At 26.9% G+C, this 13,925-nt stretch carries 13 protein-coding genes; 3 read left to right on the forward strand and 10 right to left on the reverse strand.

What is annotated here, in order from left to right; translation table 11 throughout:
- Positions 1 to 38: 38 nt before the first annotated feature.
- From I2E83_RS13050 to I2E83_RS13060, 3 genes are all read right to left on the reverse strand, one after another.
- Positions 39 to 1,280 carry a hypothetical protein gene (locus tag I2E83_RS13050; protein ID WP_195430225.1) on the reverse strand — a complete coding sequence of 414 codons (1,242 nt, stop codon included), beginning with the start codon at positions 1,278 to 1,280 and terminating at the stop codon, positions 39 to 41.
- A gap of 60 nt (positions 1,281 to 1,340) precedes the next feature.
- Entirely contained in the window at positions 1,341 to 2,654 is a 1,314-nt protein-coding gene (locus I2E83_RS13055) for a HAMP domain-containing sensor histidine kinase (RefSeq protein WP_195430227.1), read from the reverse strand.
- A 106-nt stretch (positions 2,655 to 2,760) separates the two neighbouring features.
- Positions 2,761 to 3,465, reverse strand: a complete 705-nt coding sequence (locus tag I2E83_RS13060; RefSeq protein ID WP_195430229.1) for a response regulator transcription factor — start codon at positions 3,463 to 3,465, stop codon at positions 2,761 to 2,763.
- A gap of 680 nt (positions 3,466 to 4,145) precedes the next feature.
- Here I2E83_RS13060 and asrA point away from each other — a divergent pair.
- Genes asrA through asrC form a run of 3 tightly spaced genes read left to right on the forward strand, consistent with a single transcriptional unit; the run spans position 4,146 to position 7,039 of the window.
- On the forward strand, positions 4,146 to 5,177 hold the full coding sequence (gene asrA / locus I2E83_RS13065) for an anaerobic sulfite reductase subunit AsrA (protein ID WP_195430231.1): 1,032 nt from the start codon (positions 4,146 to 4,148) through the stop codon (positions 5,175 to 5,177).
- Position 5,178: 1 nt separating this feature from the next.
- Positions 5,179 to 5,973 (forward strand): anaerobic sulfite reductase subunit AsrB, encoded by a 795-nt coding sequence (gene asrB / locus I2E83_RS13070; RefSeq protein ID WP_195430234.1) that lies wholly within the window; start codon positions 5,179 to 5,181, stop codon positions 5,971 to 5,973.
- Positions 5,974 to 5,986: 13 nt separating this feature from the next.
- Positions 5,987 to 7,039 carry a sulfite reductase subunit C gene (asrC, locus tag I2E83_RS13075; RefSeq protein WP_195266414.1) on the forward strand — a complete coding sequence of 351 codons (1,053 nt, stop codon included), beginning with the start codon at positions 5,987 to 5,989 and terminating at the stop codon, positions 7,037 to 7,039.
- Positions 7,040 to 7,210: 171 nt separating this feature from the next.
- Here the strand turns inward: asrC and I2E83_RS13080 are convergent, their stop codons facing one another.
- From I2E83_RS13080 to I2E83_RS13115, 7 genes are all read right to left on the reverse strand, one after another.
- On the reverse strand, positions 7,211 to 7,684 hold the full coding sequence (locus I2E83_RS13080; protein ID WP_195430237.1) for a hypothetical protein: 474 nt from the start codon (positions 7,682 to 7,684) through the stop codon (positions 7,211 to 7,213).
- A gap of 124 nt (positions 7,685 to 7,808) precedes the next feature.
- The gene (locus tag I2E83_RS13085) at positions 7,809 to 9,224 is read right to left on the reverse strand and encodes a DUF4179 domain-containing protein (RefSeq protein WP_195430240.1); all 1,416 of its coding nucleotides are present in this window, start codon (positions 9,222 to 9,224) and stop codon (positions 7,809 to 7,811) included.
- A gap of 1 nt (position 9,225) precedes the next feature.
- Positions 9,226 to 9,744: a sigma-70 family RNA polymerase sigma factor gene (locus tag I2E83_RS13090; RefSeq protein ID WP_195430242.1), complete on the reverse strand. Its 519-nt coding sequence runs from the start codon at positions 9,742 to 9,744 to the stop codon at positions 9,226 to 9,228.
- A gap of 539 nt (positions 9,745 to 10,283) precedes the next feature.
- The gene (locus I2E83_RS13100; protein ID WP_195430244.1) at positions 10,284 to 11,030 is read right to left on the reverse strand and encodes an ABC transporter ATP-binding protein; all 747 of its coding nucleotides are present in this window, start codon (positions 11,028 to 11,030) and stop codon (positions 10,284 to 10,286) included.
- Between the two features lie 9 nt (positions 11,031 to 11,039).
- Positions 11,040 to 11,840 (reverse strand): cobalt ECF transporter T component CbiQ, encoded by an 801-nt coding sequence (cbiQ, locus tag I2E83_RS13105; RefSeq protein ID WP_195430246.1) that lies wholly within the window; start codon positions 11,838 to 11,840, stop codon positions 11,040 to 11,042.
- Positions 11,837 to 12,838 carry an energy-coupling factor ABC transporter permease gene (locus I2E83_RS13110; protein ID WP_195430247.1) on the reverse strand — a complete coding sequence of 334 codons (1,002 nt, stop codon included), beginning with the start codon at positions 12,836 to 12,838 and terminating at the stop codon, positions 11,837 to 11,839. Before I2E83_RS13110 ends, cbiQ begins: the two co-directional genes overlap by 4 nt.
- A 79-nt stretch (positions 12,839 to 12,917) precedes the next feature.
- The gene (locus tag I2E83_RS13115) at positions 12,918 to 13,898 is read right to left on the reverse strand and encodes a DUF5692 family protein (RefSeq protein WP_195430249.1); all 981 of its coding nucleotides are present in this window, start codon (positions 13,896 to 13,898) and stop codon (positions 12,918 to 12,920) included.
- Positions 13,899 to 13,925 lie beyond the last annotated feature (27 nt).

Genomic DNA, 13,925 nt, shown 5'->3' on the forward strand with positions numbered 1-13,925 from the left:
TACTATTTAGTATTGTAGATGTTTGTATCCAATTACTTTTATTCTATTATATTATAAACCTCTAAATTATGTGTTCCATTATAATTTCCATCATATATAGTTGATTTTATATAAAACGTTTCTCCATCATTTGCCCAGCCAGCAAATCCTTTATAATGTCTTTCTTCTGTATTAGTAACTATATTAGTTATGTTTGTAAGCTCTAACTTATCATTAATATTTGCAATAATTAAAGTATTATTTTGTTTTTCATCACTTTTTGAAGCTGCTTTCATACTGCTTATAACAACTTTATCTTTATTTTCATTTATATGAAATTCAAAGAATGTACCACTATCTACATCAACAATTTTTGTAAGCTTCTTGTTATCTATATCATAATTCCAGATTCCATTTTTACCTTCTGCTAAACCTGAAAATAATATTCTACCATTTTCATAAATCATTTCTCCACCGTGATTAATTTTAATACCATCATCCTCTGATAATATTTTAGTGAATTTATTATTTTCGATATATCCAACAGTAATTTTCACTTCATTACTTATATCTACATCATCACCTTTATTTACCTCATGACTTATAGAATTATCTATATCTGCGTACACATAGCTTACATACATTCTATCTCCGTCTATCCCTAAGACTTCACTTAATGCTCCTTCTTTATCATTACGTTTTAATTCTTTTGGAATAACATAATATTTTTCATTTTGGTTATCTATTATAGCTAAATTGGGATCTTGATCACTTCCAAAGAATACTTCATCTATAGTACCATTTCTATAGGAATAATGATAATTAAGCAGATTTCCATGTTCTTCAATAAATTTAGTATATCCAGCTAATTCTTCTAAATCCCCTTCCTTATTAACAGTGTATACTTTGCTATCTTTTTTTATTTTAGTTGGGTAAATCCCATTATAAATGAAGTTTTTATATATTTCACAATCAGCATTCTTATTAGTCCAATTTATTTTATTATCGCTATCTAATTTACCAATTCTTACTTCACCAATACCATTACCTGAATATTGATAAATAAGCTGAATAATATTTTCATTTACGTAAAGCATGGAATTATTAGGTCCAGGTTCTAGATTCTCTATTTCTGCAACCTTTTTAATTTGAAAATCTTCATTTTTCTTGTCTTTTGTGTTATCATCAATAACAACTTTTTCTGTTCCAAGTACTACATTTTCACTACTTACCTTTGAACATCCTACTGGCACCATTGTTGTTGATATAACAATTAATAATGCTAAATACTTTTTTTTCATATTAACTCCTCCAATCACTTAATATACTTAGTATAATAATTAGTTGTTATTGGAATAATATTAAGATGTTTCCAAAGTATTAAAATTTTCAAATTTGACAATGAATTTAGATTTATTTTCATCTATCTCTACTTCGATTGTTGCATTATGTGCTTCTGCAATATTTTTGCAAATATATAAGCCTAATCCATGAGAATTTTTTTTGTTTTTCCTACTATCATCAACTTTAACAAAGGGCTCAAATATTCTTTCCTTCTTCTCAATTGGAATAACCTTTCCTTCTGATAAAATTGAAAAAATCGTATGTTCATTAAGATTCTTTAATTCAATCACAATTTTACTATTATCATTTGAATACTTTATTGCATTTTCTACTAAGTTATTTACTAATATATATAAATATTGTTTATTCCCCTTTATACTAATATCATTAGTTTCATCAATTATTTCTAATGATTTTTCTTTTATATTCACTAAATTAGCTTGAATTATATCATTTAATATATATTTTAAATTAGCATTTTCAAATGAGTAATCTTCTAAATCACTTATTTGTTTTGAAATATCTAAAAGTGTTCCAACTAAATCATTGATTCTTTTACATTCAATAACAATTCTTTTTATAGCAAGAGCTTTAAATTCCTCATCTTGAAAGTTATCTTCACTTAATATTTGTGCATATCCTGAAATACTAGTAATTGGTGATTTTAATTCATGAGTTATATTTCTAAATATATTTTTTTCTTGTTCATCTTTCTTTTTTAGCTTTTCACTCATTGAATTAAATGCATCTACTAAAATTCCCACTTCATCATTTGAAGTGATATCAATTTTGGAAGGATAACTACCTTTTCCTACTTCTGAAACTTTATTTTTAAGAAGTATTAAAGGATTAACCATCTTTGATGATAAAAAATATATAGAAATTAATATAATCAAGAAAAGTCCAGTAAAAATATAATTAACTAACTTATTGATATTTTGATTTCTTATATACTCCTTTTCATAGTTGTTGGCTAACATCATAACCCCTATAGCTTGTTTATTCTTACCATATACTAAGTAACTTACTTTTCCAATAATACTATTAGACCTTCTTTCAATATCTATAATAGCCTTATTATCTTTAACTATATTCAATGTTTCTTCTGTTATCCCATATACATTTAAATCTAACTCGTTTTCATCAATCGTTCCTTTTAATAATAAGTTACCATTTAAATCATATAATGCTCCTTGACAATAAACTCTGTTTAAAATAAAGTTAATTACATTATTATTTAAATCACTTGCTGTCATTTCATTTTTATCAATATTATTTATGGCTAAGTAATCATTTAAACTGCTAAATGAAACCTCATAATTTTTCTCCATATCATTTGTAATATACTCTTTAAAATTTCTATAAAAAAATTTATTTAATATTATATTGGATATAACTATGAATACAATAAAAATTAGGGATAGTACTATTCCATATTTACGCCTTATCGTTAGCATTGCTTTCTTTTAACATATAGCCAACTCCAAAAATGGTTTCTATGTTAACTTCCTTTTTTATCTTTTGTCGTAATCTTGTTATATGTACATCTATAGTTCTTGTATCTCCAATAAAATCATATCCCCAAACTAAGTTTAATAACTCATCTCTTGAATAAACTCTATTTTTGTTTTTAACTAAAAATAATAAAATATCAAATTCTTTTGGTTTAAGTTTTATTTCTTCGCCATTGCATTTTACAATTCTACTGTATTCAGAAATATTAATATTGCCGATATAAATATCTTTTTTAGTATTAACTTGTTTTTCTTGATTTGCAACTTCTTTTTTTCTTCTTAAAGCTACTCTAATCCTTGTTATTACTTCCCTAATATCAAAAGGCTTTGTAATATAATCATCAGCACCTAATTCAAGGCCGAGAATCTTATCTGTAATATCAATTCTTGCTGTAAGCATAATTATAGGTATTTTATAATTTGAAATTTCTTTGCAAATAGAAAATCCATCTATATCACCTAACATAATATCCAGAAGTATTAAATCTGGTCTAAAGTTTTGTATATCATCTACTACTTTTAATCCATTATCATTTATCTTAACTGTGTACCCCTCTTTAGTTAATGAAAACTTTAATATTTGGCTTATATCTTCATCATCTTCAATTATTAATATATTTTCTTTCAAAGTATCACCTCTTTTATTACCATTATATATTTTATGTAACTTTTTTACTAGTTTTCTATTTATTATAATTTCTAATGTTCTTAAATAAATTTTCAGCACTTCAATTTCTAATTTTCATTCGATTATAATTCAACGATTCTTTGGTAGTTTTTAAAATTTTTTAGACTTCTAAATATGCAACTAATATGTATGATTTCAAATTTAATTAGCCTGTATCCCAGTAAAATCAATGGCTTAAAAGGGGCTCGCGAAACGCGACCCCCTTTGCTCTTGATTTAAATAGAATTACTTTCTTTATATAGATATTATTTTTAAAATACAAAATTAAAGCTTCTTCTCCTTTTTTTATGTTCTCCTTTTAAGTAAGACTTATCGATATTTAAGCTTAATTTTATAGAGGAGGACGATACTAAAAATGCTATTTAATGTTTAATATTTAACACAAAATATTAAGGATACTATAGATTGAAATAACCAAATTTATTATTAAACTTAATTTATTATAGCAAAAGACTAAGGCGTTAGAGCTTTTATAATATTAGCTTTGGCCTCTTTATTTTTATATATAGGTTTTTACTTATCATTAATATATAATTCTCGTATTTCATTTATATAAAAATTAGTACTATAATTTAAGCATAGAGATTGTTAAAAACAAAACAATATTTTGGAGGTATTTTATGGGATATAATCTATCACTACAAGAAGTAAATGCTTTATTTGAAGAGTTAAAGAAAGAATATAAGATTTATGCACCAAAGAGATTTGAAAAACAAGGTAGATATTCTGATACAGATATAATTAAATATAGTGAAGTTTCTAATGTAGAAGAAATTGAGTTTATAGAAAAATCTGATTATCCAGTTAAGGAGGTTATAACTCCTATCACTCAAACTCTGTATTATTTCACTGAAAATGAATTTAGAGAAAGTTCTGTAGGTCATAACAAGAAAATATTAATTTTTGCCAGACCTTGTGATATTAATGCTCAAAGAAGACAGGATATGATTTATTTACATAATGGTAACTTTGAAGATACTTTCTATAAAAGAATAAGAGACAGAGTTAAATTTGTTTGCATTGAATGTGTTGAAGGTTTTGATACTTGTTTCTGTGTATCAATGAATAGTAATAAAACTGATGATTATTCATTAGCTGTAAGATTTAATGGCTCCTCTTTACTTTTCAATGTAAAAGATACTGAATTCACTAAATATTTTGAAGGTAAAACTGAAGAAAAATTTGAACTTAAGTTTATTGAAGAAAATGAAGCTAAATTAACAATTCCTGAAATTAATGATAAGGAGACATTAATAAAACTTAAGAATCACCCAATGTGGGAAGAATATAATAAAAGATGTATTGGTTGTGGAAGCTGTACATTGGCTTGTAGTACATGCTCTTGCTACACTACTCGTGATATTGTATATGATCCTGCTGGAAAAATTGGTGAAAGAAAAAGAGTTCAAGCATCTTGTCATGTAGATGGTTTTGATGAAATGGCTGGTGGTCATAAATTTAGAACTACTAAAGCAGATAAAATGAGATATAAAGTTCTTCACAAAATACATGATTATAAAGCTCAATTTGGAGATGAACATATGTGTGTTGGTTGCGGTAGATGTACTGATAGATGTCCAGAACATATTTCAATTACAGCTACAATAAATAAAGTAAATAATGCAGTAAATGAAATTATGGAGGGAAAATAATATGGGAAACAATATATTAACACCTAAGTCATATGAAATTATTAGTATTACTCATGAAACTAATTTAGAATATACTTTTAGAGTTGCAACAGATATAGTTCCAGAGCATGGACAATTCTTACAACTATCACTTCCTAAGATTGGTGAGGCTCCTATTTCTGTTAGTGGATTTGGATTAGGCTATATGGATTTTACAATAAGAGCTGTAGGAAAAGTAACAGATGAAATTTTTAAATTAAAACCTGGAGATAGTATCTTTTTAAGAGGAGCTTATGGTAAAGGTTGGCCAGTTGAAAAATTTAAAAATAAAAATTTAATTATAGTTGCTGGTGGTACAGGAGTTGCCCCTGTAAGAAGTATGATTAACAAATTTTATTCTGAAGATAATTATGTAAAATCCTTAAATCTAGTATTTGGATTTAAAAATACAGATGGAATATTATTTAAAAATGAATTAGATAAATGGAAAGATAAATTTAATACTATATATACATTAGATAGTGAAGAAAAAGAAGGCTGGGAACAAGGACTTGTAACAAAACATCTATCTAAACTACCTTTAAATTCTTTCGATGATAACTATGAAGTTGTTATAGTTGGACCACCAATAATGATGCATTTTACTGCTCTTGAAATGCTTAAGCTTGGAGTTCCTGAAGAAAAGATTTGGGTATCCTTCGAAAGAAAAATGTCCTGTGCAGTTGGTAAATGTGGACATTGTAGAATAGATGAAACTTATGTTTGTTTAGAAGGACCTGTATTCAACTATACTAAGGCTAAATCATTATTAGACTAGGAGGATATTTTTTATGAATCATGATATAGATATTAAAAAGGTTAGATTAAATTGTTATCGTCAATCAAAAGTTCCTGGAGAATTTATGCTTCAATTACGTGTACCAGGTGGTCTTATTAATGCTAAATATCTAAGTGATGTTCAATATATTGCAGAAACTTATGGTAATGGTACTTTCCACATGGGAACAAGACAAATGTTTTGCATACCAGGAATTAAATATGAAAATATTCCTTCTGTTAATAAGTATATTGCTAATTACCTAAAAGAAGTTGAAATTGATGAATGTAATTGTGATATGACTGTTGATGAAAATGGATATCCAACTATAGGTGCTAGAAATGTTATGGCATGTATTGGTAACTCTCATTGTATAAAGGGAAATGCTAACACTAAAGAATTAGCAAATAAAATAGAAAAATTAATTTTCCCTTCACATTATCACATTAAAGTATCAGTTGCAGGATGTCCAAATGATTGTGCTAAAGCTCATTTCCAAGACTTTGGTGTAATTGCTCAATCAAGAATGGAATATCACCCTGAAAGATGTATTGGATGTGGGGCATGTGTAAAAGCTTGCGAGCACCACGCAACTAGAGTTCTAAGCTTAAATAAAAATGGTCTTGTAGATAAAGATCCTTGTTGCTGTGTTGGATGTGGTGAATGTGTATTAGCTTGTCCTGCAAGCGCTTGGACAAGAAGTCCTAAAAAATTCTACAGAGTTGTTATTGGCGGAAGAACTGGTAAGCAAACTCCTAGAATGGGTAAAACTTTCTTAAACTTCGTTACTGAAGATGTTGTATTAGGAATGTTTGCAAACTGGCAAAAATTCTCTGCTTGGGCATTAGATTATAAACCAGAATACTTACATGGAGGACACTTAATAGATAGAGCTGGATATCATAAATTTAAAGAAATCATTTTAGATGGTGTTGAACTTAACCCTGAAGCTTTAGTTGCAGAAAATATCTTCTGGGCTGAAACAGAATATAGATCAAACTTTAATGTTAAACCAATTGAAAAACATAAAACTATAGAATTAAATAGAGAAATTAAAAACTATTAGAAAAAAGAAAATCTTCCTAAAATTTTTAGGGAGATTTTCTTTTTTAGCAATTTAAATATCTCTTACCTTTTGCTCTATTTCCTCTGAAGTAGTATTTAATAAAAATGCTAGTTTAGAAAATAGTATATTTTAACCCTTATAATTATACATAACTTTTAATTTATAGTCTATCTAATTAAATGATGAATTATAATAAGCTCTTGCAAGTGTAGGTGAAGGCTCATAATATGCACTACAATTATAATCATCAATAATATCACAAATTTCATTATTATATACTCGTATTAAACCCTGAATATAATCTTCATTTGGTTCTAGGGTATTTAGAATTAATCTTTTATATACCTTTCCCATTTGAATTTCCGTTGGTGGCTTATCAACTAAATCTTTATCTACATCCAATATATCAAAATCACCCTTTTTAAGATTATATTCATTAATCCAATCATCTACAACCTTAAGAGGATTTTCACAATGCAACACGCTTGCAAGACTTATCTTCTTTACAAGTTCATCATATCCAATAGAATTAATAACATCTCTGTTTCTCACATGCAAAGTTCTAGCTATTTTTTCAATTATATAACACATAAAATATAAATCATCTTCTTTAATCTCTTCATCTTCGAAAAATATATTTATCATAATGAATAGCTCCTTTCGAATTTTAAAGTCTTTAATGCCTTATCATTACAAAAAACTATTTGATGTGTAGGATATCTAAATTTAACTAACACCCAAAAGGCTTCTTTTGTTCTACAGTCTCTTCTTATTCAAACAATTTAACATCAAATCCATCCACTTTATTATCTTTAACCTTCATCACTTCAAAATATAACTTGTCACAATTTAAATTATCCAATTCATATAGATATTCATTTTCTGGATTCTTACTTATAACTTTAGTAAATTTCATATCTCCATTATCTGATAATATATTATGATCATTAAGAACAACATTACCTTCTGGTACATTTAATACTACTGTATTTTCTTCTATATTCTTTAATGTGATTCCTAAATTATTGTCTTCAACTAATTTATTTACTAAATCTACTGTTATATAGCTATCTTCATTTTTCACATAACTTATTTTATCACATATTAGTTTTATATTTTCAATATTTGATATACCACCATATAACTCTGCTACAATGGTGTTTTTTCCATTTTCTAGATTATATATTACTTCATCGAAAATTGACTTATCTGATGCTTCAAAGTATATATTATTATCATTATCCATAAGTCTTAAATTTTTAAAGGATATTTTTGCAAGGTTATTATTATTTTCTACATTTAAATATACCTTTGTTCTTGAAAGAGAAGCTTCTATTTTTTCTACTTTTATATTAGCAATATCAGAATTAATATTTTTTTCAACTTTATACTCTTTAGTTAGTGAATCATTAAAAATATTTTTATCTAGTTCAACTAATAAATCTAAACTTGTTATCTTAGCTTTATCCATTTCTTCTAAATACTTTGGAAAGTCTTCCTCTGTTATTTCATTTCCTCTTTTATGGAACATTTCATTATTTTTATAAAGTGTTATTACCATTTTAAAATCTTCTAATTTTTCATTTAGATCTATTTCTGCATACCTTTTATCCCTATTGCCATTGTCTATCCAATTTAATGGTTTATTATTAGTATTGTAAAACTCTATATTCCACAATATATTAGGATCTTCTTTTACATCATATGATATCCACATCTTAGAATCATCAGCAACAATTGCATTTACTGTGAATTCAGTATTGCCGTATTTTACAGTTTTATTTATTTCTTGATATTTATCATTTTCTATTAAGTTTTCAAAACCTTTATCATACTTATATGCTTTATCCATCTTAACGATTTGTACTAATTTATTAATAATAGGTACTTTTTCTAATGCATATGCTACACTTGGAAAAAAGTTTATTATAAGGCTAAAAATTAATATGGCTGCAACTATTCCACTTACTCCTTTTATCCATCTATTTTTCCTTATATTATTAATTTCTTTATTATTTCTACCTTCATTTTCAATTTTTATATTTAACTTCTTTCTTATTTTTTCTTTAATCTCATTATCAACAAAATCCTCATTAATATTTTCAATATATAAATCATTCATTAATATTTCTAGGTCATCATCATTAATATTATCTACGATATTAAAAATATCCTTATCATCCATATTAAATCACTTCCTTTTTTAATATCTTCTTTAATTTTAATCTGCATCTATAAAGCTTATTTTCCACTGCACTTGCAGTTGTATTAAATATTTTTGCTATATCCTTAATTTCATAGTTCATAAAATATCTTAAATAAAAATAACTTCTATTAGGTTCTTTAAACTTTTTTATTTCTTGTATTATTTTTTGCTTTTCAAACTTATCAATCACATAATTTTCAGTTATTAAAATATCCTTCTCTGGAATAGAGTTATAATCAATATCTTCAACTTTAATTTGCTTTGTTATAAGCTTTTTTCTATAATTAAGTGCTATAGATCTTGTTTTGACATTTACGAAGGTATCATAGCTTCCTCTTGAAATATTATATTTATCACTATCTTTCCATAAGGCTAAAAATACATCGCTTACACAATCTTCAACATCTTCATTATTTCCAACATCTTTAAGAATTCTTTTTACATAGAAAAATACTCTATTAAAATATTTTTCATAGATTTCGTCAATATTTTTATCCACTCTTTTTCCCTCCTCATATAGTAATACAAATAATATTTCAAATCCTCGCGTTTTTTTCTTAATTTTACCATAAATATGAATATGTATTGAGCTTTTTAATTCACATACTGATATGCTTAATTTACGAATTCTTAATATTTTGATATACGTAAAATCCCTATTCATTTGTTTTAAAATGTTTAAAAGAAAGTAAGCTACAGCCTTTATACTTAGTATATTTGAAACAATGTCTGCTTGCAGAGCATCAAGAGTATAAGGAGAATTACAAAAAGTCACGTATCACAAACTAAATTTGTTACACATGACTTTTATAATATCTACTTATTCCTATAATAATTAAAAATGTTCACGATTTTAATAGTGTTCACTCTTATCTAGAACACAAAAGATGATATCACATTTTTTATATCCTACTGAATTAACATATTTGGTGATTATTTTTTCAGTCTTCTCCTGAATATCTTGTAATCTGTCAAACCATGAAACTTATACTATATCTTTACCTTTTACAATTTCTCTATTCTTTACATGTACATATGTCAATGTTTTATATTATTTTCCTGAAAACAAAATGGAAGTTCTAGATTGTTAGCTTCTAAAAGTTTTTTATCAGTAAGAATATCTTTTGTATTTCCATCTTTAATAATTTTCCCATCTGACATAAGAATAGTACGATTGCAGGTATCTAAAATCATGTCTAAATCGTGAGAAGCAATAATCTTTAAGTGCTGAAATTCATTTAGTATATTAATTAAATTTCTTCTATTCTTAGGATCTAAAGCAATAGAGGGTTCATCCATTAAAATAATATCTGGTGTCATAGAAAATATTGTTGCTATAGATACAAGTTTTTTTTCACCACCAGAAAGTTTATGTATCTTTTTATTCTTAAGATTATTAATATGAACCATATTCAAGGCATTTTCTACTCTCTTTTTAACTTCCTCTTCTGAAAGTCCATAATTACGTGGTGCAAAGGCTATATCTTCATATACATTAGACATAAATAGTTGATTATCAGAATCTTGAAATACATATCCTATTCTTTCTCTAATTATACTTAAAGTATTCTTCTCTACTGGAATATTTTCTACTCTAATGCTACCTTCATAATTTAAATTTAATCCTACTAATAACTTCAATAAAGTTGATTTTCCAACTCCATTAGATCCAATAATACCTATAGAGTCATTTTCCTTTGCAGTAAAGGTAATATTCTTAAGTATTGGTTGTTCTTTTTCATAAGAAAAACATAGATTTTCTACATTTATATGAATATGGCTCATATCTTCCTCCTAAATAAATATATTTCCTACTATCTGTAATATAGGGAAAAACCTCATAGTACCAAGTATAACTATCCATATAATAAAATAAATATAATCTTTTTCATTATATCTAATTTTATAAGAATAATAAAACTTACCAGAATATCCACGTAAACACATACTTTCGTATATATTTTCTGCTTTATCTATACTTCTAAGTAATAGTTGTCCTATAAGGGAACCCCAAACCTTATAATTTATCCCTTTCTGATTAGGGGCACGTAAGCTATATGATTCTGTAATTTTATTTGCTTCCTTAAGTAATACTGTCACATATCGATAAATAAACAAAATTTCAGTTATGAATATCTTTGGTATATGAATTTTATCCATTGCATAGCAGATTTTTTCAATAGTTGTTGTAGCAATTAATAGATAAGATGCTAAGATAGTTAAGATTCCTTTGATTATCATTGTAATCATAGAGATTATTCCTCCAGAAATACTAATACCATTTATATTAATTAGTATTTTACTATCAAAAAATGGATTGAGTATCCCCATAAGGAATACAAATGATAATACTATTTTCAATTTCCTTAAGCTATCTTTTAACGATATATCACAAGTTATTAAAAGGAATATTGGATAAATACTCATTCCTATAACTCCACCTAGGTTATATTTATCAATAGATACAACTAAAGAAATATAAGTAACTGTTAAAATAAATTTAATTGATGGATGAATCTTATTTACCAAGTAATCTCTATTTGCTAAATCCTCTATACCTTGGATTTCATAAAGTGCTTTATTTAATTTATTCAATTTATGAATTCTTTTCTAAAAAATTTAAATAAATAACATCCACCTATACAGATAAAGGCAACTACTACTCCTCCAATAATTCCTGATAAAGATGTACCTATAGCTAAATCAGAATCTTTAAAATTATAATCAGGTAACACTGAAGTAGTTTCTTGTACTTTTTCAAAACTATCATATACTTCACCTGATACTTCTATTTCAGTAGAATTTGTAATCTTTTCAATAGACCATTCTAATCCATCTGGATACTCAGAAGCTACAAGTGAAACTCCTCCTGCTATTAAAATTGTAAGTAATGAGAATATAACCATCACTTTTCTAAATGAAATTCTTCCTATTTTTTTGTTTAAGGATTTATCTATGCTCCATAGTAATTCTGGTCTAGCTTCATATATAAAACATAGAACAGCTGCAGTAATGAGCCCTTCTATAAGTCCAATTACTAAGTGTATTGGTTGCAAAACTGAAATAAAAGTTAAAAATGGTAAATCACTAGTTCCTGATCCTAGTGTTTCAATTGCAACAGAAAAAGCACCTATTTGTAATGTAAGTATAGACCCAATTATTGATGCTAAAATAATTTTACCTTTGGAAGCTCCGTTCTTCATAATAGGCTTCCATATTAATAAACATCCAATAAAACATCCATAAAATGCTATATTCCATATATTGCAACCTAATGCCAGTATCCCCCCATCAGCAAACATTAAGCATTGTATAGCTAAAACCCCAATCATTGTAATAAATCCTGCAAATGGTCCTAATATGGCAGATAGTAAAATACCTCCACAAAGATGTCCAGAAGAGCCTGTTCCTGGAACTGTAAAATTAATCATCTGGGTTGCAAATACAAATGCTCCCATAACTCCCATTACAGGGATTTTTTTAGGCTCATTTTCTATTCGTATCTTTTTTATTGAATAACCTGCTGCTATTGCAGAACATCCATACATTAATCCAGCCACAGTAGGATTAACAAGTGCATCCGCCATATGCATAAATAAACCTCCTCTTTATAAAATTAACTTCGATTTAATAAGGATATCAATTATTTTGATATCCTTATTAAACTAAGAATTATTCTGCCAGTACGTTTACTTCCTTATATTTCTTTAAGTCTATATAAAGTTCATCCTTATATGGATTACGCTTTGTTTTTTTAGCTTTATAAATCATATATATAGCAACACCAATATTAGAAAGAAGTGCTAATAAACTGAAAATAAATAAATAGTTTTCATTATAGGTAGATGAAACAGCAAATTTACCTTTATCAATAAATGCTGGAAATGTCTGTGCAAACATACACCATAATGCTAATGTTTGTGCACGGTGTTGAAGCCATGCACCTTTTCCTATAGTAAAAGCACATACTGTTGGTGCAAGTAATAGTGCAAACCCACAATACCATGAATGTCCTGGTAAAGCATTATAAGTATAAGCAAAATTCCATAAATCATAAGCTATTATCCAAAACCAAAGCATATCGGGCCATAGCATATCCTGACTTCTATCTTTATTAGTTTTTTTACGAATACATATACCAAGCCATCCTGTAATTGTAATAATATTTAAAATCCCTGCAATTGCATTCATAAAGTTCCAAGGACCACCTAAGACATACATACTTCCATCTTCAAGAATTCCACCTCCAGCATATTGAAGTCCAACTTGAATATCACGTGTAACTGCTTCTAAAATATTAATTGCAAGAATTAGCGGTGGAAAGCATAATGCTAGCTTATTATCTGCCAATCTCCACTCTTTCCCTGTGCTTTTACTTTTACCATGTAAATGTCTTATGCACCAAAACCCAATACATCCTGCTACTGCTGAGTACACCTTAGCCAAATGAAACCAATCTGTATAAGTAGTATCTTTTAATACTGTAAACCATAATATAGATAGTCCAATTGGTAATACTACAAAACATAAAAAACCCCCAAATTTAGAACGCCTTGAAAATTCATTTAATATAAATAAAATTAAAAATACTGCAATCCAAACACCCCATACTGAAAATAAGGATGCTCCTCCTTCATAGTTAAAACTAAACATAATCTTTCCCCCTATTATAGTTATTCA

The organism is Clostridium sp. D46t1_190503_E9, from assembly GCF_015555225.1.
In the GTDB taxonomy this organism is placed as follows: domain Bacteria; phylum Bacillota; class Clostridia; order Clostridiales; family Clostridiaceae; genus Clostridium.

Coding starts and splice junctions, on each gene's coding strand:
- I2E83_RS13115 (WP_195430249.1), bottom strand. CDS start 13,898: ATGTTTAGTTTTAACTATGAAGGAGGAGCATCCTTATTTTCAGTATGG.
- I2E83_RS13055 (WP_195430227.1), bottom strand. CDS start 2,654: ATGGAGAAAAATTATGAGGTTTCATTTAGCAGTTTAAATGATTACTTA.
- I2E83_RS13100 (WP_195430244.1), bottom strand. CDS start 11,030: ATGAGCCATATTCATATAAATGTAGAAAATCTATGTTTTTCTTATGAA.
- asrA (WP_195430231.1), top strand. CDS start 4,146: ATGGGATATAATCTATCACTACAAGAAGTAAATGCTTTATTTGAAGAG.
- I2E83_RS13110 (WP_195430247.1), bottom strand. CDS start 12,838: ATGCATATGGCGGATGCACTTGTTAATCCTACTGTGGCTGGATTAATG.
- I2E83_RS13050 (WP_195430225.1), bottom strand. CDS start 1,280: ATGAAAAAAAAGTATTTAGCATTATTAATTGTTATATCAACAACAATG.
- asrB (WP_195430234.1), top strand. CDS start 5,179: ATGGGAAACAATATATTAACACCTAAGTCATATGAAATTATTAGTATT.
- asrC (WP_195266414.1), top strand. CDS start 5,987: ATGAATCATGATATAGATATTAAAAAGGTTAGATTAAATTGTTATCGT.
- I2E83_RS13085 (WP_195430240.1), bottom strand. CDS start 9,224: ATGGATGATAAGGATATTTTTAATATCGTAGATAATATTAATGATGAT.
- I2E83_RS13080 (WP_195430237.1), bottom strand. CDS start 7,684: ATGATAAATATATTTTTCGAAGATGAAGAGATTAAAGAAGATGATTTA.